At 65.0% G+C, this 18846-nt stretch carries 19 protein-coding genes; 9 read left to right on the forward strand and 10 right to left on the reverse strand.

Annotated elements, in window-relative coordinates; translation table 11 throughout:
- The first annotated feature begins 2 nt into the window (after positions 1–2).
- The 5 genes from cyoC to EN862_RS29725 are packed head-to-tail and all read left to right on the forward strand — an operon-like array spanning position 3 to position 3669.
- Positions 3–629, forward strand: a complete 627-nt coding sequence (cyoC, locus tag EN862_RS29705) for a cytochrome o ubiquinol oxidase subunit III (protein ID WP_193771614.1) — start codon at positions 3–5, stop codon at positions 627–629.
- A complete protein-coding gene (cyoD, locus tag EN862_RS29710; protein ID WP_127868561.1) occupies positions 626–1000 on the forward strand; it encodes a cytochrome o ubiquinol oxidase subunit IV in 375 nt (124 codons plus the stop codon). Before cyoC ends, cyoD begins: the two co-directional genes overlap by 4 nt.
- Positions 997–1800 (forward strand): SURF1 family protein, encoded by an 804-nt coding sequence (locus tag EN862_RS29715; RefSeq protein ID WP_127868560.1) that lies wholly within the window; start codon positions 997–999, stop codon positions 1798–1800. The genes cyoD and EN862_RS29715 overlap by 4 nt, the downstream gene beginning before the upstream one ends.
- On the forward strand, positions 1797–3146 hold the full coding sequence (locus tag EN862_RS29720) for an ATP-binding protein (RefSeq protein WP_127868559.1): 1350 nt from the start codon (positions 1797–1799) through the stop codon (positions 3144–3146). The genes EN862_RS29715 and EN862_RS29720 overlap by 4 nt, the downstream gene beginning before the upstream one ends.
- On the forward strand, positions 3136–3669 hold the full coding sequence (locus tag EN862_RS29725; RefSeq protein ID WP_193771605.1) for a response regulator transcription factor: 534 nt from the start codon (positions 3136–3138) through the stop codon (positions 3667–3669). The genes EN862_RS29720 and EN862_RS29725 overlap by 11 nt, the downstream gene beginning before the upstream one ends.
- A 78-nt stretch (positions 3670–3747) precedes the next feature.
- Here the strand turns inward: EN862_RS29725 and doeB are convergent, their stop codons facing one another.
- The 10 genes from doeB to EN862_RS29775 all read right to left on the reverse strand — a co-directional run bounded on the left by doeB (position 3748) and on the right by EN862_RS29775 (position 13568).
- Positions 3748–4752 carry a N(2)-acetyl-L-2,4-diaminobutanoate deacetylase DoeB gene (gene doeB, locus EN862_RS29730; RefSeq protein ID WP_127868557.1) on the reverse strand — a complete coding sequence of 335 codons (1005 nt, stop codon included), beginning with the start codon at positions 4750–4752 and terminating at the stop codon, positions 3748–3750.
- Positions 4753–4755: 3 nt separating this feature from the next.
- On the reverse strand, positions 4756–5934 hold the full coding sequence (gene doeA, locus EN862_RS29735) for an ectoine hydrolase DoeA (protein ID WP_127868556.1): 1179 nt from the start codon (positions 5932–5934) through the stop codon (positions 4756–4758).
- 39 nt (positions 5935–5973) lie between these two features.
- Positions 5974–6966, reverse strand: a complete 993-nt coding sequence (locus EN862_RS29740) for a cyclodeaminase (RefSeq protein ID WP_127868555.1) — start codon at positions 6964–6966, stop codon at positions 5974–5976.
- Entirely contained in the window at positions 6963–7949 is a 987-nt protein-coding gene (gene eutB, locus EN862_RS29745) for a hydroxyectoine utilization dehydratase EutB (RefSeq protein WP_193771606.1), read from the reverse strand. The genes EN862_RS29740 and eutB overlap by 4 nt, the downstream gene beginning before the upstream one ends.
- 5 nt (positions 7950–7954) lie before the next feature.
- Entirely contained in the window at positions 7955–8731 is a 777-nt protein-coding gene (gene eutA / locus EN862_RS29750) for an ectoine utilization protein EutA (protein WP_127868592.1), read from the reverse strand.
- Positions 8732–8736: 5 nt separating this feature from the next.
- The gene (gene ehuD / locus EN862_RS29755; protein WP_127868554.1) at positions 8737–9396 is read right to left on the reverse strand and encodes an ectoine/hydroxyectoine ABC transporter permease subunit EhuD; all 660 of its coding nucleotides are present in this window, start codon (positions 9394–9396) and stop codon (positions 8737–8739) included.
- Positions 9396–10055: an ectoine/hydroxyectoine ABC transporter permease subunit EhuC gene (gene ehuC / locus EN862_RS29760; RefSeq protein WP_127868553.1), complete on the reverse strand. Its 660-nt coding sequence runs from the start codon at positions 10053–10055 to the stop codon at positions 9396–9398. Before ehuC ends, ehuD begins: the two co-directional genes overlap by 1 nt.
- Positions 10056–10294: 239 nt before the next feature.
- Complete coding sequence (ehuB, locus tag EN862_RS29765) at positions 10295–11146, reverse strand: ectoine/hydroxyectoine ABC transporter substrate-binding protein EhuB (protein ID WP_042638470.1); 852 nt, start codon at positions 11144–11146, stop codon at positions 10295–10297.
- Between the two features lie 114 nt (positions 11147–11260).
- On the reverse strand, positions 11261–12046 hold the full coding sequence (ehuA, locus tag EN862_RS29770; RefSeq protein ID WP_042638471.1) for an ectoine/hydroxyectoine ABC transporter ATP-binding protein EhuA: 786 nt from the start codon (positions 12044–12046) through the stop codon (positions 11261–11263).
- Positions 12047–12182: 136 nt separating this feature from the next.
- A complete protein-coding gene (locus tag EN862_RS29775; protein WP_127868552.1) occupies positions 12183–13568 on the reverse strand; it encodes a PLP-dependent aminotransferase family protein in 1386 nt (461 codons plus the stop codon).
- A gap of 83 nt (positions 13569–13651) precedes the next feature.
- Between EN862_RS29775 and EN862_RS29780 the strand changes: the two genes are divergently transcribed.
- From EN862_RS29780 to EN862_RS29795, 4 genes are all read left to right on the forward strand, one after another.
- The gene (locus tag EN862_RS29780) at positions 13652–14143 is read left to right on the forward strand and encodes an Lrp/AsnC family transcriptional regulator (RefSeq protein ID WP_127868551.1); all 492 of its coding nucleotides are present in this window, start codon (positions 13652–13654) and stop codon (positions 14141–14143) included.
- A gap of 309 nt (positions 14144–14452) precedes the next feature.
- Complete coding sequence (locus tag EN862_RS29785) at positions 14453–15946, forward strand: NAD-dependent succinate-semialdehyde dehydrogenase (protein ID WP_127868550.1); 1494 nt, start codon at positions 14453–14455, stop codon at positions 15944–15946.
- 34 nt (positions 15947–15980) lie between these two features.
- Positions 15981–17360 (forward strand): aspartate aminotransferase family protein, encoded by a 1380-nt coding sequence (locus EN862_RS29790; RefSeq protein ID WP_127868549.1) that lies wholly within the window; start codon positions 15981–15983, stop codon positions 17358–17360.
- Positions 17361–17383: 23 nt separating this feature from the next.
- Positions 17384–18484, forward strand: a complete 1101-nt coding sequence (locus tag EN862_RS29795; protein WP_127868548.1) for an alcohol dehydrogenase family protein — start codon at positions 17384–17386, stop codon at positions 18482–18484.
- Positions 18485–18846: the final 362 nt, after the last annotated feature.

Below are 18846 nucleotides of genomic sequence, written 5' to 3' on the forward strand. Positions count from 1 at the left end.
GCATGGCATCCACGGCGATCACGGCCGATACCGCAGCAGTCTTCCACCTGGAAGAGGAGCATGCGCACGCCGAAGGCGGCAGCACCATGCTCGGCTTCTGGCTCTATCTGATGAGCGACTGCCTGATCTTCGCCATGCTGTTCGCGGCCTTTGGTGTGCTCGGCGGCAATTACGCGGCGGGTCCGGCGCCGAAGGACCTGTTCGATCTCGGCCTGGTGGCGGTCAACACCACCATGCTGCTGCTCTCCTCGATCACCTATGGCTTTGCCATGCTGACCATGGACAAGGGCCGTGTCGCGGCGACGCAAGGCTGGCTCGCGGTGACCATGCTGTTCGGCCTCGCCTTCCTGTCGATCGAGCTCTCCGAATTCGCGCATATGATCCATGAGGGAGCGACGCCGCAGCGCAGCGCCTTCCTGTCGTCCTTCTTTACCCTGGTCGGCACGCACGGCCTGCATGTCACCTTCGGCATCGTCTGGATGGTGACGCTGATGGTGCAGGTCGCGCGACACGGCCTCATCGAGGCCAATCGCCGCCGGTTGATGTGCCTCTCGATGTTCTGGCATTTCCTCGACGTCGTCTGGATCGGCGTCTTCACCTTCGTCTATCTGATGGGGACGTTGAGATGAGCGCTCATGATCATGCCGGTCACGACCACGCGCATGGCGGCGCCGCGCACGGGTCGCTGAAGGGCTACCTGATCGGTTTCTTCCTGTCGGTGATCCTCACCGCCATCCCGTTCTGGATGGTCATGACCGGCGCCATCGACAACAAACAGGCGACAGCCATCATCATCATGGCCTTCGCGGTGGTGCAGATCGTGGTGCACATGATCTTCTTCCTGCATATGAACCCCGCCTCGGAAGGCGGATGGTCGATGCTGGCGCTCATCTTCACGGTGATCCTCGTTGTTATCGTGCTGAGCGGCTCGCTCTGGGTGATGTACCACCTCAACGCCAACATGATGCCCGGGCTCCACGAGATGCAGCAGATGCCATGAGCCATGTATCGGGCGCCGGGAGGACAAGGGCGGACGATATCGCCGGCCGTGCCGGCTCCTTCGTCGCATCGCCGCAGCGTGTCGGCTTGGCGTCGCGATGGTTCCTGCTGCTGCTCGGGTTTCTCGGTGTCCTGGTCTTTGTCGGGCTCGGCATCTGGCAGCTGGAAAGACGGGTCTGGAAGCTCGATCTGATCGCCCGCGTCGACCAGCGCATCCATGCTCCGGTCGTCGATGCGCCCGGACCCGCAACATGGGCTGATATCGACGCGGCCGGCTATGAATATCGCCACGTACGTCTCACCGGCAGTTTTTCCGGCGGCGCCAACACGCTGGTGCAGGCGGTGACCGAACTCGGTGGCGGCTATTGGGTGCTGACGCCGATGCGCGACGATCGCGGCTTCACGATCCTCGTCAACCGCGGCTTCGTTCCGCAGGAGCGCAAGGCCGAATTTCAACAAGAGAGCGGCCCGCGGTCGCCTGCGGCGGTTGACGGGCTGCTGCGCATCAGCGAGCCCGGCGGCGGTTTTTTGCGCAGCAACGATCCGGCTGCCAACCGCTGGTATTCGCGCGATGTCGCGGCAATCGCCAAAGCCCGCGGCCTGACGGATGTCGCGCCCTATTTCATCGATGCCGGGACGTCCGGCGCGGATGGCTGGCCGCGCGGCGGCCTGACTGTCGTCACCTTCCGCAACAGCCATCTGGCCTATGCTTTGACCTGGTTTGCCCTGGCAGCGATGCTGGCGATCGCCATGGCCAGGCCGATTTTTGCCGGGCGTCGGAAGCGGGACGCGGCAAGATGAACATCTCGATCGCGCGGCTTCATCACGAGAAGCCGTTCCCAGCGGCTCCTCTTGCCGGCCAGGGCGCCGTCTCGAGCGCCGATGTGACGAACAGGAAGAACCTGCTGCTCCTCATTCACTTGCGCTGGCTGGCGGTGGCCGGGCAGGTGCTGACCATCCTGGTGACGCAATACTGGTTCGCCATCCCGCTGCCGCTCACCGAGATGGCCGGCGTGGTGCTGTTCCTTGTCGGGTTGAACATCTTCAGCCTGCTCGCCTTGCGCGGCAATCGCCGTATCTCCAACGCGCAGCTTTTCGTCGCGCTGATCTTCGACATGGCGGCGCTGACGACGCAGCTCTACCTGAGCGGCGGCGCCTCGAACCCGTTCGTGTCGCTCTATCTGCTGCAGATCACGCTCGGCGCCGCGCTGTTGGCGCCATGGTCGACCTGGATCCTGGTCGTGGCGGCCTCCGCCTGTTTCGTCTTCCTCATCTTCGTCTTCCAGCCGATCGCTCTTCCGCATCATGGCGGCAGCGATCTTCTGGGACTGCATCTGCGCGGCATGTTCATCTGCTTCGTGCTGGCGGCCGGGCTGATCGTGATCTTCATGACGCGCATCAACCGAAATTTGCGCGAACGCGATGCCTACCTCGCCGACCTGCGCCAGCGTTCGGCCGAGGAGGACCACATCGTGCGCATGGGTCTGCTGGCCTCCGGCGCCGCGCATGAACTGGGCACGCCGCTCTCCACCATATCGGTCATCCTGTCAGACTGGCGCCAGATGCAGGGCGTCAAGCGCAATCGTGAGCTTTCCGAGGACGTTGCCGAGATGCAGGCGCAGATCGAGCGCTGCAAAAACATCGTCACCGGCATTCTCATGTCCTCCGGCCAGGCGCGCGGCGAGGGCACGATCCGCACCACGATCCGCCAGTTCCTCGACGACCTCGTCCAGGAGTGGCGCGTCAGCCGCCAGCCTTCCAAGCTGGACTTCAGCAACGGTTTCGGGCCGGACGAGCCGATCGTGTCCGACACGGCGCTGCGACAAGTGATCTTCAACGTGCTCGACAATGCGCTGGAAGCATCGCACCATTGGGTCGGCATCGCCGCCGAGCGGGAGGATGAGAAGCTGGTGTTCACCGTCAAGGATCGCGGACCGGGTTTCGACAAGGATATTCTGGCCGGGCTCGGCCAGCCCTATATGTCGAGCAAGGGGCGTCCGGGCGGTGGCCTTGGCCTCTTCTTGGTGTTCAATGTCGTGCGCAAGCTCGGCGGCGACGTTTCGGCGCGCAACATGGAGGAGGGCGCCTGCGTTACCCTTTCGCTGCCTCTGGCGGCGCTGACCGATGGAGGCGATCGTGAAGCCTGATCGATCCCTGTTCGTCGTCGAGGACGACGCGACGTTCGCGCGCACGCTCAAACGCTCGTTTGAAAAGCGCGACTACCACGTCGTGGTTTGCCACGACCGTGAGGCGCTGCTTGTCGCGCTTGAAAAAGTCGTCCCTGCCTACGCCGTCGTTGATCTCAAGCTCGGAGCGGGATCGGGCCTCGAATGCGTCAAGCTGCTCAGCGCCCGCGACGCGTCGATGCGGATCGTCGTGCTGACGGGTTTTGCCAGCATCGCCACGGCGGTCGAGGCCATCAAGCTCGGCGCGTGTCATTATCTGGCCAAGCCTGCCAACACCGACGATATCGAAGCCGCCTTCGGCCGCGACGAGGGCGATGAGTCTGTGCCGCTCACCAGCCGCCCCACCTCGATCAAGAACCTCGAATGGGAGCGCATCCACGAGACGCTGGTCGAGACCGGCTTCAACATCTCCGAAACCGCGCGTCGGCTCGGCCTGCACCGGCGCACCCTTGCCCGCAAGCTCGAGAAGCGCGTGGTGCAGTAGAGCAATTCCAGGAAAAGTGCGTAGCGGTTTTCCGTCCGGAATTGCGTAAAAACAAAGACTCCAGGCGGGCGGCCAGGGTTATCCCTGAACGGCCACGCCCAGCACCGAGACGCAGTCGCCGGCTTTGACCAGGCCGGGGAAGTGACGCGCGGCCAGCAGCCCCGACATCCTGGCCCTGATCTCCTGCGGCGCCTGGCCGGTGCGGCCGAGCGGGTGGATGCGCGCGACCACCTGGCCGTCCTCCACCGGTTCGCCGAGATCGACCATGGTCTCGATCATGCCGTCATCCTCGGCGAAGGCGAAGCAATCGCCCGACGGCATGTCGAGCCACTGGGTTTTGCTCTTCTCGACCGCACCAGACACAATGCCGGCATGGCGAAGCACGTTGAGGATACCGCGCCGGGCAATTCGCACGGTCTCTGCGCGAGAGGTTCCGCCGCCGCCGAGCTCGGTGGTGACGAAGACCTTGCCCATCTCCTCGGCCGCCGTGTCGTACATGCCGACCGCGTCGATCTCGGTCATGCGCATCGAGAACGGCGCCGAGAAAGCCTCGACCGCGGCGAAGGCTTTTTTCTCCTGCGCCTTGTCGGGCAGCGTATGCGCGGCGCAGAACGGCACGAAGTCCAGTGTCCTGCCGCCGGAATGGAAGTCGAAGACGATGTCTGCCCGCGGCAGCAGCTCGCGCTGGAAATAGTCGGCGATCTTCTCCGTCACCGTGCCGTCGGGACGGCCGGGAAAGGAGCGGTTCATGTTGCCCTTGTCGATCGGCGAGGTGCGCGTGCCGGCCCTGAACGCCGGATAGTTCATCGCCGGCACGATGATCACCGTGCCGGAGACATTTTTCGGGTCGAGCGTGCGGGCGAGCTCGTAGAGCGCCAATGGCCCCTCATACTCGTCGCCGTGATTGCCGCCGGTCAGCAGCGCCGTCGAGCCCTTGCCGTTGCGCACGACACAGACCGGGATCATCACCGAGCCCCAGGCGGAATCGTCGCGGCTATGGGGCAGGCGCAGGAAGCCGTGCTGGACGCCGTCGCGCTCGAAGTCGACGGTCGGCGCGATCGGCGATGGACGCAGAGCGGACATCGTTCAGTCCTTCACGAAGAGCTTGCGCGGCACATTGGCCAAGCATTCGACGCCGGTGTCGGTGATGAGTATCGACTCGGTAATCTCCAGCCCCATCGTCTCCAGCCATAGGCCGGTCATGAAATGGAAGGTCATGCCGGGCCTGAGTTCGGTGCGGTCGCCGGGGCGCAGGCTCATAGTGCGCTCGCCCCAGTCCGGCGGATAGGAAATGCCGATCGGATAGCCGGTGCGGTTGTCCTTGACGATGCCGTACTTCTTCAGCACCGCGAAGAAGGCGTTGGCGATGTCCTCGCAGGCATTGCCGGGCTTGGCTGCGGCCAGGCCTGCCTCCATGCCTTCCAGCGTCGCCTTCTCGGCGTCGAGGAAGGCTTGCGTCGGCTTGCCGAGGAACACGGTGCGCGACAGCGGGCAATGATAGCGGTTGTAGCAGCCGGCGATCTCGAAGAACGTGCCTTCGTTCGCCTTCATCGGCCTGTCATCCCAGGTGAGATGCGGAGCCGAGGCGTCCGCTCCCGACGGCAATAGCGGCACGATCGCCGGATAGTCGCCGCCGATGCCTGCGACGCCGCGCGTGCCGGCATCGTAGATCTCGGCGACGAGATCGCATTTGCGCATGCCGACTTCTATTTTGTCGACGATGCGCTGGTGCATCGCCTCGACGATGCGGGCGGCCTTGCGCATATAGTCGATCTCGGTCGGGCTCTTCACGGCGCGCTGCCAGTTCACCAGTGCGGTCGCGTCGGTGAAGCGGGCATTGGGCAGGTGCTTCTGCAGCGCCGCAAAAGCGGCAGCCGAGAACCAGTAATTGTCCATCTCGACGCCGATGCTGAGCTTGTCCCAGCCGCGCTCGGCCAGCACGCTGGCGAGGTAATCCATCGGATGCCGCTCGGTCGACTGCACATAGTGGTCGGCATAGCCGATGATGTTGTCATGCGCGAGATAGGCGGTGCGCTTGGCGCCGTTGGCGTCCTGGCCGCGTCCATACCAGACCGGCTCACCGGAAGGTGGCACGATCACCGCCTGATGCACATAGAAGGACCAGCCGTCATAACCCGTCAGCCAGGCCATGTTGGACGGGTCGCTGACGATCAGAAGATCGACCCCCTTCATCTCCATAGCCTTCCGCGTCTTGGCGAGGCGATGGGCAAATTCGCTCCGCGAGAATTTCAGGTTTGGCTGCATTGTTCTTGGGTCCTCGTTTGTTGGGCCTTACGGCCGGTATCAGCTTTCGAAAATCGCCCCGGCGTTTGCTGCCCGCGCACGGTCGCGCGCGAGCGTGGCAATCGCGGTGTCCTGCACGCCGGTACCGGTGAGGTCGGCGATGGTGATGTCGCTCGCCGAGCGTCGTCCGTGTTTCTTGCCGGCAATGATCTGGCCGAGTTCGGTGACCTCGTCGTCGGCAGCCATCACGCCCGCATCGATGGCGTGGTGAAGCTCGCCCAGACGCCGCGTCTGCTTGGCGCTGTCGGCGACATAGAGATCGGCCATGCGCAGGATCGCCGGCGCGATCTCGTTCTTGTGCTCGGCATCCGAGCCCATCGCGGTGATGTGTTGTCCGGCGGAGACGAAGCCGGGCTTGATCAGCGGCTCGGTCGACGGCGTGGTGGTGACGATGATGTCGGCGCCGGCTGCCGCGTTCGCCGCATCCGGCTCGGCCCGCACCAGGATGCCGAGCTTCTCGCGCAGGCGCGCGGCGGTTGCCTCGGCCTTGGCGGCGTCGCGCGCCCAAATGCGCGCTTCCTCGATCGGACGTACCAGGCGAAGCGCTTCCAATTGCAAGCCGGCCTGCAGACCGGCGCCGAAGATGGCCGCTATCCTGGAGTCTTCGCGTGACAAATGCCTGGCCGCGACCGCGCCGGCGGCGGCGGTTCGCACATCGGTCAGATAGCCATTGTCGAGCAACAGCGCCTCGACCACCCCGGTCTTGGCCGAGAGCAGCACCATCATGCCGCCGCCGCTTGGCAGGCCGAGCTTCGGATTGTCGAAGAAGCCGGAGCTTATCTTGACGGCGAAGCCGTCTATGCCCGGCACATAGGCGGACTTCACATCGACCTCGCCGCGATGCTCGGGAATGTCGAGCCTCAATATTGGCGGCATCGCCACCGGCAGCGTGGCCAAAGCGCGGAAGGCGTTTTCGACGCAGGCGACCGCGTCGAGGTCGAGCGTCACGATCTTGCGCAGTTCTGCTTCGGTGAGAATGGTCATCCGGCTCATGCGGCACGCTCCCTTCCGGAGGATTCGCCGCAGACGATGCGGCGGTGCTGGCCCATATCGATGTTCTTGCCGGAGAGAATCAGGACGGTCGGGCCGCTCGTCTTGACCTTCCCGGCAAGCAGCGCGCCGATGCCGACGGCGCCGGCGCCCTCGACGATCTCGCGTTCCTGCCCATAGGCATGGCGGATGCCGGCGGCGATCTCGTCCTCGGCAAGCAGGATCACGTCGTCGAGCAGGTCCCGGCACATGGCGAAGGTCAGCCGGTTGTCGAGGCCGATGCCGCCGCCGAGCGAGTCCGCCAGAGTCGGCAACTCCTCGACCTGCACCGGCCGGCCTGCGTCGAGGCTGGCTTTCATCGCGGCGCCCCGCGCCATCGAGATGCCGGTGACTTTGGTGCCCGGGCTCACGCCTTTGACGGCCGCCGCCACACCGGCGGCCAGCCCACCGCCCGAGAGCGGCACCAGCACCGCTGCGGCATCCGGAACCTGCTCCATGATCTCCAGCCCGAGCGTGCCTTGCCCGGCGACGATATCGGGATGGTCGAAAGGCGGCAGCATGACCAGCCCGTCTTCGGCCACCAGCCTGTCGACTTCCTGCTGGGCGTCGTCCTGGCTGTTGCCGACAATGCGCACTTCGGAGCCCAGGCGGCGGATGGCATCCAGCTTGTTCCCGGGCACCAGCCTCGACATGCAGATCACCGCGCGCATGCTTTCGAGCTTCGCGGCATGCGCCAGCGCGCGGCCGTGATTGCCGGTCGAGGCGGCGACGACCCCGCGCGATTTTTCTTCCGGGCTCAGGGCGGCGATGGCATTGGAAGCACCGCGCAGCTTGAACGCGCCGGTGGTCTGGTGGTGCTCCAGCTTGAGGTGAACAGGGTGGCCCGCGCGGTCCGACAGGCTTTGCGACAGCACACAGGGTGTCCGCTCGACCTTGCCGACAATGCGTTCGCGCGCGGCGCGAATATGCTGAAGCGTAACTAGCATTGCGATCACGCGGCCAGCGGCTTGGTCCACAAGCGGCCGAACTCCGGTCGTGGCGTCTCGTCGCCGCAAAGCCGCAGGCAGTTCCAGGCGCTGGCCTGGTTGCTGGTGACGACCGGACGTCCGATCGCCTCTTCCATGCCCGGCACGGCGAGCGCGGCGCGCAGTGCGGTGCATGAGACGAACAGCGCATCGGCTTGCGGATGCGTGACCTTGCGCGCCAACTCGACAAGGGAGGCGGGCGTGATGCGCGCCATCTCGCGATCGTCCTCGAAGCCCAGGCAGGTGAAACTCTGGATGTCGAAGCCATGCGCGGCGAAATAGGCGGCCATGGGTCGGCTGGTCTCGACGGTGTAGGGGGTGAGAATGCTGATGCGCCTCACCCCGAAAGCGTTGAGCCCGCGCATGCCGGCCATCGGCGGCGTGACGACGGGCACGCCCGGTTTGGCCGCCTGGATGGCTGTTTCGATCTCGGCGTCGCCGATCACCACGGAGGCCGAAGTGCAGGAATAGCAGATCGCATCGAGCGGCTCGTCCGGCAGGATCAGCGCCACGCCCGCCGAGAGCGACGGCTGCATCTTGCGCAAATTCTGCGGCGTCGTCGGATTGGCGTAGGGAATGCGCGCGACATAGACGCCGATGCGCTCGCTCGCCACCATGCGGCGGAAGTCGACCTCGCTTGTGTGGTCGGTGGCTAAAGCGATCAGTCCCACGCGCTTTTCCAGCGGACGCGCGTCCAGCACGGGGCGCGCCGTTTCGAGGCGGATCTCGGGCAATGGTTTCATGACTTTCATCTCTCGATCCTGCCGTAGCGATGCTCCAGCCAGCGCAACAGCACGACGGAGCAGAGGCTGATGACGAGGAAGAAGGCGCCGACCAGCGTCATCGGCTCGATATAGCGGTAGTAGGTGTTGGCGACGCTTTTCGCCTGGTTCATCAGCTCAAGCACCGTGATCGCCGAAAGCAGCGGCGTCTCCTTGAACATGGCGATGAAATAATTGGCCAGGGCCGGGATCATCGGCGGGATCGCCTGCGGCAGGATGATATGCGTCCAGGTGTGGCGGCCGTTGAGGTTGCACGCCTTGGCCGCCTCCCACTGACCGCGCGGCACGTTGTCGATGCCGGCGCGATAGACTTCCGCCGTATAGGTGCCGTAGTGCAGGCCAAGCCCGATGACGCCGGCCACCAGCGGCGGCAACAGGATGCCGATATCGGGCAGCACGTAGAAGATGAAATAGAGCTGCACCAGAAGCGGCGTGCCGCGGATGAACTCGGCGAACCAGCTGACGCTGCGCGCGACGAGCCGGTTCTCCGAGCGCCGCGCCAGCGCTATGCCGAGACCTACGATGGCGGCCAGGATGGAACCCAGAATGGTCGCCAGGATGGTGATCTTCACGCCCTGGATCAGGGTCGGCATGATCTCCCGGACGAAGTTCCAATCCCAATCCATCAGACGCGCACTCCATCCAAGCCGCGCGCCATGCGGCGCTCCAGCGTCCGCACGCCCCAGGAGATGATCAGCGCCAGCGCGAAATAGATGATCAGCACGGACAGGAACGGCATCAGCGTGCTGCCGGTCTGCGAGCGCACCACTTGCGCCTGGAAGGTGAGGTCGGCGAGCGAGATCAGCGACACGACCGAGGTCGCCTTGAGCAGTTCGATCGCGTTGTTGCCGAAGGTCGGCAGCATGACGAGCAGCGCCTGCGGCAGGATCACGTGGCGCATGCCCTGCCAGCGGCCGAGATTGAGCGCCGTGCAGGCCTCGTATTGCTCGCGGCCGACCGACAGGATGGCGCCACGCACCACTTCCGCCGCATAGGCGCCGACATTCAGGCCCAGCGCCAGCACACCGGCCTGCAGCGGCGTCAGCGACAGGCCGGCGAAAGGCAGCACGAAATAGGCCCAGAACAGCTGCACGAAGATCGAGGTGCCGCGGAAGAACTCGATATAGGCCGTGGCGATCGCCCGCACGATGAAGAAGCGCGACACGCGCCCCATGCCGGCAAGGAAGGCCATGATCAGCGCCAGCACCGACCCCATCAGCGTCAGCTCGATGGTGACAAGCGCTCCCTGCAATATCAGGCCGAGATAGCCGGACCACTGGGTCATGAAACTAGAAGTGTCCTTACGTTTGCCGTTAAGCGAGGCGGCCGCGACAGCCCCTTCTCCCCGTTCACGGGGAGAAGATGCCGGCAGGCAGATGAGGGGCAGCGCAAACTTACGAAAGTACGGCGCCGCCCTCATCCGTCACTTATCTGTGCATGTCGTTGTCCCAAAACCGCTGCGCACTTTTGGGCGACATGCATCAGGTGACACCTTCTCCCCGTAGAACGGGGAGAAGGAAAAAATCACTTCGCCGCGCAGAGTTTCTCGCGCGTCGTCGACATCGCCGCCTTCGCCGAGAAGCCGTAGGGCTCGATGATCTTGGCGAACTCGCCGGACTTCTTCAGCTTTGCGAGCTCGACGTCATAGGCATCGCGCAGCGCCTCGTCGCCCTTCTTGAAGGCGGCGCCGTCGCAATAGACCGGCGCGCCCTGCACCGGTGCGATCACTTCGAGGTTCGGATCATTGGCCTTCTTCATCAGGTCGTTGATCGACAGAACGGGGAGCGAATAGGCGTCGATGCGGCCATCCTGCACCATCTTCAGGCCACTCTGGCCATCCGGCACGACGATAACCCGATCGCGCGGCACGCCGGCGTTCAGCGCCAGCTTCTCCTCGGTGCCGCCGCCGGGCGCGCCGACGGTGGCGGAGCTGTCCTTGGCGATGTCCTCATAGCTCTTGAAGCCCTTCGGATTGCCCTTCTTCACCAGCATCGCCTCGGCATCGCAAAGCACCGGCTCGGAATAGGCGACCGCCGCGCAGCGCTCCGGCTTCATGAACAGGCCGGCGGTGACGACGTCGAAGCGTCCGGCCTGCAGGCCGGGGATCATGGCGCCATATTCGGAGATGGAAGCGACGATGTCGTTGACGCCGAGGCGCTTGAAGATCTCGCGCGCCACGTCCGGCGCCGCGCCCGACACCTTGCCGTCGGCGGCCACTGCCGTATAGGGCGGCTCGTTGGCGATGGCGACGCGGGCGAAGCCCTGCTGCTTGAGCTGCTCCAGCTTTGCATCGTCGGCCGAACGCGCGCCGGAGGCGAGCAGCATCGTGCTCACTGCGAGGCCGGCGACGCCAGCCAGAATGCCAAGTTTCTTCATCGTTCCCAACTCCTTGTTTCTGTTATTGGTTTGCTCGGTTCGGGACAGCCTTTGGCCGTCCGTGGACGGCTTGCGCCGCCCGTTGAGGACGACAAAGTCGCCTCTGCATAGCGGTCAGACGCGGTGTCCGGCCGCGATGATCTTCTTCAGGAAGCTCTGCGTTCTTTCCTGTTTGGGATGGCGGAAAATCTCGTCGGGCTTGCCTTCCTCGACGATCCTGCCGCGGTCGAAGAACAGCACGCGGTCGGCGAAGTCGTGGGCGAAGCCCATCTCATGGGTGACCAGAAGCATCGTCATGTCTGTCTCGGCGGCGAGCTTGCGCATGACGTTGAGCACTTCCTCGACCAGCTCCGGATCGAGCGCCGAGGTGACCTCGTCGAACAGCATGATCTTGGGCGACAGCGCCAGGGCGCGCGCGATCGCCACGCGCTGCTTCTGGCCGCCGGAAAGCTGTGCCGGCATCGCCTTCGCCTTGTCGGCGAGGCCTACCATGTCGAGCAGTTCCATCGCCCGCTTTTCCGCGGCGGCGCGCGCAACGCCCTTGGTCAGCATCGGCGCCAAGGTGACGTTGTCCATGACGCATTTGTGCGGGAAGAGATTGAAGAGCTGGAAGACCATGCCGATCTTCTGGCGCATCCTGGCCAGGTGCCGCTCGTCGGCAGGCAGCAACTGGCCGTTGCGCTCCATGTGGTAGAGCTGCTCGCCATCGACCTGGATATGGCCGCCGTCGATCTTCTCCAAGGTCATCAGGATGCGCAGGATCGTCGTCTTGCCTGAGCCTGACGGGCCGATCAGCGCCAGCTTCTCGCCGGGCATCACCTGCATCGACAACCCGTCCAGCACCTTGAAGGTGCCGAAGCTCTTCGAAATTGCATCGACCTTGATGATGGGTGCGGGCAATCCATTTCCCCGTTCTGGAGAAGCCTATGCCCTTAACGATGCGAAACGCGTCAAATCATGTCAATTAGGAAAATAATATCATGACAATATTTCCGACGCGGCACAATTTCAGGGCAATCTGCGCTCGGCTTGTGCATCAGATCGCGAGCAGGAGATGCTCCGGATCGCCGAGCAACAGCTTGGCGACAACGCTCAAGCCCGCGCGCAGTTCCCCCTCGGTGGTCGATCCGAGCGAGATGCGCACGGCCGGACGCCAGGGCGTGTCGGCGATGCGGAACGAGGTGCCCGGCGCGATCGCCACGCCGCGCAGGCGCGCCTGCGAAACAAAGCTCCCCTCGGCGCGGTCGCCCGGCAGTTCGAGCCACAGATGCAGCCCGTCGCGGTGGACGCGGTAATCGACGCCCGCCAGCATTTCGGCGGCAATCTCCTGGCGTCGCCTCAGCGCCGCGCGCTGCCAGTTGACCAGCTCCATCGCCGTGCCGTCATTCACCCAGCGCGTGGCGATCTCCGCCACCATCGGCGTCGCCATCCAGTTCGAGACGAGGTGGCGGTTGGCGACGGCGGCCACGTAGCGGTCCGGGACCGCCAGATAACCGATGCGCAGGCCGGGCACGGTGATCTTGGTGAAGGAGGTGACGTAGAGCGTGCGCTCGGGCGCGAAAGCGGCAACGGCAGCCGGCCGGCCTTCGACCAGCGGCCCGAGCACGTCGTTCTCGATGATGGCGATGTCGTGCTTGCGGGCGACCGCCGCGATCTGCTCGCGGCGTACGGCATCCATCAACGTCGCCGTCGGGTTGATCACCGATGGCTGGACGAAGACGGCACGGATGTCCGAGTGACGGCAGGCCTCGTCGAGCGCTTCGGGGATCAGCCCGTTGCCGTCGATCGGCAGGCCTTCGAGGTTGAAGCCGAGATAGCGGGCCAACGGCACCAGCGTGTGGTGGCCGATCGCCTCGGTGGCGACCGTCGAGCCGGGCGGCGCGACGCTCATCAGCGCCACCGTCATGCCGGCGGTGGCGCCGTTGGTGAGGTTGATGTTCTGCGGCGATGCTTCGAGCCCGCAAAGCTTCAGCCACTCGACCGCGACCGCGCGGTGACGAGGGAAAACCATGTTCGGCCGGAACGACAGCGCCGAGCTTGACGGCAGGTTTTCCGCCAGCCAGCCCAGCGCCTGCTTCAATTTCTCCAGATGCATAGGCTCGCAGACCGGCTTCAGGATCGAAAGGTCGATGACCTCGCCCAGCCGCTCCGGGATGTAGGGCGGCTCCGGCTCGCGGCGCTGCGTCTGCACGAAGCTGCCGCGGCCGACCTCGCCGGAAATCAGGCCGCGGCGGATCAGTTCCTCATAGGCGCGGCTGACGGTCTGTACCGAAAGCTTCAGGTCGTCCGCCAGCCGGCGGTGCGTCGGCAGCCGCGTGCCATTGGCCAGCCGCCCGTCATGGATGGCGCGGGCGAACTGGTCGGCCAGCGAGAGATAGGCCGGGCGGCGGATGAGAGCAGGATCTGGCTGCCATAATGTCATGACTTATTAAAGATCGAAATCAGTGCAATTGACAATCGAAATAATGCATCGTCATGGTGTCCTGAACGAAAGGCGGATACCGCATGGCGGCAGCGAAGCTCGACCCGATCGACCTCAGGATTCTCGACGCCATCCAGCGCGACGGGCGCATCACCAAGCTGGCGCTGGCCGAAAAGGTCGGGCTGTCGCCGACGCCGTGCTGGATGCGGCTGCGCAAGCTGGAGAAGGCCGGCATCGTGTCCGGCTATCACGCCGCGATCGCCATGCGCGTCATCGCGCCGGTGGCGACGGTGCTGATGGAGGTGACCCTGGCCAACCACCGCCAGGCTGACTTCGACCGTTTCGAGCGGGTGGTGCGCGACGTCCCGGAGATCGTCGCCTGCTGGTCCGTGGGCGGCGGCGTCGACTATGTGCTGAAGGTGATGGCGCGCGACATCGATGCCTATCAGCGGCTGGTCGACAGCCTGCTTGAACGCGAGATCGGCATCGACCGCTACTTCACCTACATCGTCACCAAGACGGTCAAGGACGAGACCGTGCTGCCGGTGGCCGACCTGCTGCCGGAGCAAGGGTGAGGGCCCAGCGAGGCCCCCTCATCCGGCCGCTTCGAGGCCACCTTCTCCCCGAGGGGAGAAGAGATTGGGCGCCGGCGTTGACCAACTCCTCTCCCCTTGGGGAGAGGTCGGATTGCCCCGAATTGCCCTTCGCAATTCGGTTGGCAATCCGGGTGAGGGCGAACCCCGCCTCAGCCGCATCTAGACAGATCGTCTACGTTCGCCGGCCAATAGAGACAATCTCTCTCTATCAGCTTGCCGAAACAGCCTCTTTGTCTCGACCGCGAGACTACTCTCTCCGCATCGCCTCGGCACCGGGAGACCTGATCGATGTCCGCGCATTTTGCCCGCACCAACCACCATGAAGCGCTCGACCGCCTTGCCGATCGCCGGCTGTTGCGCGCGCTCGCCTATGTCGACGGCCACTGGACGGCGAGCGAAGCGGCGGCAAGTTTCGAGGTCACCGATCCGGCGACCGGAGCCACCGTCGCGTTCGTGGCGGCACTCGATGCCACCCAGGCGACGAAGGCGATCAGCGCAGCGTCCCGCGCGTTTCCTGCGTGGCGGACGATGTTGCCGCAAGAGCGCTCGAAGATCCTGCGGAAATGGTTCGATCTGATCATCGCCGCGAAGGACGATCTGGCGCTGCTGATGACGCTGGAACAAGGCAAGCCGCTGAAGGAATCGCTGGGCGAGATCGACTATGCCGCCTCCTTCGTCGAGTGGTATGCCGAGGAAGCGAAGCGCCTCAACGCCGAGAGCGTCACCAGCCATCTGCCGAATGCTCAGATGTCGGTGCGCCGCGAGCCGCTCGGCGTCGTCGGCGTCGTGACCCCCTGGAATTTTCCGTCGGCCATGCTCACCCGCAAGGCGGCCGCGGCTCTTGCCGCCGGCTGCACGGTGGTGGCGCATCCGTCTTCCGAGACGCCGCTGTCGGCGCTGGCGCTGGCCGAGCTTGGCGAGCGCGCCGGACTGCCGGCCGGCGTCTTCAACGTCGTCACCGGCGATGCGCGAACCATTGTCGGCGCGATGTGCGCCGACGCCAGGGTCCGCGCCATGAGCTTCACGGGCTCGACCGAAGTCGGCCGGCTGATCGCCGCGCAAAGTGCTGCGACCATGAAGCGGCTGGTGATGGAGCTCGGCGGCCATGCGCCGCTGATCGTGTTCGACGATGCCGACATCGACAAGGCCGTCACGATCGCGCTCGATGCAAAGTTTGCAACCTCCGGCCAAGATTGCCTCGCCGCTAATCGCATCTATGTGCAGCGGCCGATCTACGACCGCTTCTGCGCTGCCTTCGCGCGCCGCATCGAGCAGCTCCGTGTCGGCAACGGACTTTCAGACGATGCCGTGATCGGGCCGCTGATGCATGAGCGCGCGGTCAAGAAGGTGGAGGAACAGGTGGCCGATGCGCTCGCCCACGGCGCGCGCTGCCTGACCGGCGGCAAGCGCCATGCTGCCGGACCGCTGTTCTACCAGCCGACGCTGGTCGTCGATGTCCCGGACGAAGCGCTGATCATGCACGAGGAAACCTTTGGCCCGGTCGCCGCGGTGACGTCGTTCGACGATGAGGCGGAAGTTATCGCCCGCGCCAACGCCACCGAGTACGGCCTGGTCGCCTATGTCGTCACCGAGAACGGCGCGCGGCAGGCGCGCATGGGCCGCGCCCTTGAATACGGCATGGTCGCGATCAACCGGGTCAAGATCACCGGCGCGCCGATCCCCTTCGGCGGCATCAAGCAATCCGGTATCGGCCGCGAGGGCTCGCGCCACGGCCTCGAAGCCTTCACCGATCTAAAATACCTTTGCCTGGACGTCGCCTGAGCGCGCCGGCTGGATCCCAATCAGGAGAAAAAAGATGCTCGAACAATCCAACGAACTGTCGGCCTGGGACCGCGACCACTTCTTCCATCCCTCGACGCATATGGGCACGCACGCGCGCGGTGAATCGCCGGCCCGCATCATGGCCGGCGGCGAGGGCGTCACCGTGTGGGACAACACCGGCAGGAAGAGCATCGATGCCTTCGCCGGCCTCTATTGCGTCAATGTCGGCTATGGCCGCCAGAAGATCGCCGACGCTATCGCAAGCCAAGCGAAGAACCTCGCCTATTATCACGCCTATGTCGGCCACGGTACTGAAGCCTCGATCACGCTCGCCAAGATGATCATCGACCGCGCGCCGACGGGCATGAGCCGAGTCTATTTCGGTCTCTCGGGCTCCGACGCCAACGAGACCAACATCAAGCTGATCTGGTATTACAACAACGTTCTCGGACGGCCGGAAAAGAAGAAGATCATCTCGCGCTGGCGCGGCTATCACGGCTCAGGCGTGATGACCGGGTCGCTGACCGGGCTCGAGCTGTTCCACAACGCCTTCGACCTGCCGCGCGCGCCGATCCTGCACACCGAGGCGCCGTACTATTTCCGCCGCGCCGACCGCTCGATGAATGAGGAGCAGTTCTCGCAGCATTGCGCCGACAAGCTGGAAGAGATGATCCTCGCCGAAGGCCCGGACACGGTCGCGGCCTTTATCGGCGAGCCGATCCTCGGCACCGGTGGCATCGTACCGCCGCCGGCCGGCTACTGGCAGAAGATCCAGGCCGTGCTGAACAAATACGACGTTCTGCTCGTCGCCGACGAGGTGGTGACCGGTTTCGGCCGTCTCGGCACCATGTTTGGTTCCGACCATTACGGTATCAAGCCGGATCTGATCACCATCGCCAAGGGCCTGACCTCGGCCTATGCGCCGCTTTCCGGCGTCATCGTCTCCGACAAGGTCTGGCAGGTGCTGGTCAAGGGCTCCGACAAGCTGGGCTCGCTTGGCCATGGCTGGACCTACTCGGCGCACCCGATCTGCGTTGCCGCAGGCGTTGCCAATCTCGAGCTGATCGACGAGATGGACCTGGTGCGGAACGCAGGCGAAACAGGCGCCTATTTCCGCGCCGAGCTTGCCAGGGCCGTCGGCGGTCACAAGCATGTCGGGGAGGTGCGCGGCGACGGCATGCTGGCCGCGGTCGAGTTCGTCAAGGATCGCGATGATCGCGTCTTCTTCGATCCGGCATTGAAGGTCGGGCCGCAGATCGCCACGGCGCTCGCCGCCAGCGGCGTCATCGGCCGCGCCATGCCGCAGGGCGACATCCTCGGCTTCGCGCCGCCGCTCTGCCTGACGCGCGAGGAGGCCGACACCATCGTCGCCAAGACCGCCGACGCGGTGAACGGCGTTTTTGCCAGCATCTGAAGAAGCGACATCCGAGAAGCGACATGAATGCCACGACCAGAACCGTCCCCGCCACCATGGCCGCCGTGCAGCTTACCGGCCATGGCGGCCTGGAGAAGCTCGTCTACCGCACCGATGTGAAAGTGCCCGCACCTGCCGCCGGCGAGGTGCTGGTCAAGGTCAGCGCCTGCGGCATGAACAACACCGATGTCTGGGTGCGCCAGGGCGCCTATGGCACGGAGGAAGACGCGGCCGCCGTGTCGACCTGGCGCCGGCAAGGCAACACGCTGACCTTCCCGCGCATCCAGGGCACCGACACGGTGGGCACGATCGTCGCCATCGGCGACGGCGTGCCTGCCAGCCGCATCGGCGAGCGCGTGATGGTCGACTTCTCGATCTACAACCGCGACGACGATTCGCTGGCCGACATCGACTATATGGGGCACGGCCGCGACGGCGGTTATGCCGAATACCAGGCGCTGCCGGCCGAGAACGCGCATGTCGTCGACACCGAGTTGAGCGATGTCGAGCTCGCCACCTTCTGCTGCGCCTATCTGACCGGCGAACAGATGCTGGAGCGTGCTGCCCTGAAAGCCGGCGAGCGCGTCCTGGTCACCGGCGCCTCCGGCGGCGTCGGCTCGGGCATCGTGCAACTGGCGCGGGCGCGCGGCGCCATCCCCTATGCCGTCGTCGGCAAGGGCAAGGAGCAGGCCGTGCTCGACATCGGCGCCGAGAAGGTGATCACGCGCGGCGTGGCCGACCTGCTCGCCGCCGTCAACGAAGCGACCGGCGGCGAGCCCATCGACGTGGTTGCCGATCTGGTCGGCGGCGCCATCTTCAACGACCTGTTGCGCATCCTGCGACCCGAGGGCCGCTACACCACGGCCGGCGCCATTGCCGGTCCGGTCGTTCAGCTCGATTTGCGCACCATGTATCTGAAGCAGCTCCAGCTGCATGGCTCGAGCCAAGGCACACGCGCGGACTTCCGCCGCATCGTGCGCTACATCGAGGAAAAGAAGATCAAGCCGCTGGTCGGCGGCGTCTACAAGCTGTCGGACTTCCGCCGCGCCCAGACCGACTTCATGGGCAAGGACTTCGTCGGCAAGCTGGTGGTGGTGCCGGATGCGATGTGGAGCGGCGCCTGACCCGGGAAAGAGCGCCCGGCGCGGTCGATCGCGCCGCCCTCGAACCTGGTCGGGTCGCCTTCCAGCCGATCGGCATCTCCTGCAGCGCGCCGTGCCGCCGCTCAAGCGGCGCCTGCGCGTCGATCCCGACATGCGCACCGTCCTGCGATACGAGGCGCCGGACCTGCGCCTGAAGAGAAGGACGGTGATCAACCATCTTGGTAGCGCCGAGGCCCTCCCATGGAGAGCGCGTCGCGCTGAACCGGATTCAGGCGACGCGCTTTAAGTCTTTGTTTTGATGCATGTCGTTGTCCCAGAACCGCAGCACACTTTTGGGCGACATGCATAGGCAGGCGCGCGGCGTTTAGACCTCGGATAGGTTT

The organism is Mesorhizobium sp. M2E.F.Ca.ET.219.01.1.1 (assembly GCF_004016445.2).
Taxonomy (GTDB): Bacteria; Pseudomonadota; Alphaproteobacteria; order Rhizobiales; family Rhizobiaceae; genus Mesorhizobium.

Coding starts and splice junctions, on each gene's coding strand:
- cyoC (WP_193771614.1), top strand. CDS start 3: ATGGCATCCACGGCGATCACGGCCGATACCGCAGCAGTCTTCCACCTG.
- cyoD (WP_127868561.1), top strand. CDS start 626: ATGAGCGCTCATGATCATGCCGGTCACGACCACGCGCATGGCGGCGCC.
- EN862_RS29715 (WP_127868560.1), top strand. CDS start 997: ATGAGCCATGTATCGGGCGCCGGGAGGACAAGGGCGGACGATATCGCC.
- EN862_RS29720 (WP_127868559.1), top strand. CDS start 1,797: ATGAACATCTCGATCGCGCGGCTTCATCACGAGAAGCCGTTCCCAGCG.
- doeB (WP_127868557.1), bottom strand. CDS start 4,752: ATGTCCGCTCTGCGTCCATCGCCGATCGCGCCGACCGTCGACTTCGAG.
- doeA (WP_127868556.1), bottom strand. CDS start 5,934: ATGCAGCCAAACCTGAAATTCTCGCGGAGCGAATTTGCCCATCGCCTC.
- EN862_RS29740 (WP_127868555.1), bottom strand. CDS start 6,966: ATGAGCCGGATGACCATTCTCACCGAAGCAGAACTGCGCAAGATCGTG.
- eutB (WP_193771606.1), bottom strand. CDS start 7,949: ATGCTAGTTACGCTTCAGCATATTCGCGCCGCGCGCGAACGCATTGTC.
- eutA (WP_127868592.1), bottom strand. CDS start 8,731: ATGAAACCATTGCCCGAGATCCGCCTCGAAACGGCGCGCCCCGTGCTG.
- ehuD (WP_127868554.1), bottom strand. CDS start 9,396: ATGGATTGGGATTGGAACTTCGTCCGGGAGATCATGCCGACCCTGATC.
- ehuC (WP_127868553.1), bottom strand. CDS start 10,055: ATGACCCAGTGGTCCGGCTATCTCGGCCTGATATTGCAGGGAGCGCTT.
- ehuB (WP_042638470.1), bottom strand. CDS start 11,146: ATGAAGAAACTTGGCATTCTGGCTGGCGTCGCCGGCCTCGCAGTGAGC.
- EN862_RS29775 (WP_127868552.1), bottom strand. CDS start 13,568: ATGACATTATGGCAGCCAGATCCTGCTCTCATCCGCCGCCCGGCCTAT.
- EN862_RS29780 (WP_127868551.1), top strand. CDS start 13,652: ATGGCGGCAGCGAAGCTCGACCCGATCGACCTCAGGATTCTCGACGCC.
- EN862_RS29785 (WP_127868550.1), top strand. CDS start 14,453: ATGTCCGCGCATTTTGCCCGCACCAACCACCATGAAGCGCTCGACCGC.
- EN862_RS29790 (WP_127868549.1), top strand. CDS start 15,981: ATGCTCGAACAATCCAACGAACTGTCGGCCTGGGACCGCGACCACTTC.
- EN862_RS29795 (WP_127868548.1), top strand. CDS start 17,384: ATGAATGCCACGACCAGAACCGTCCCCGCCACCATGGCCGCCGTGCAG.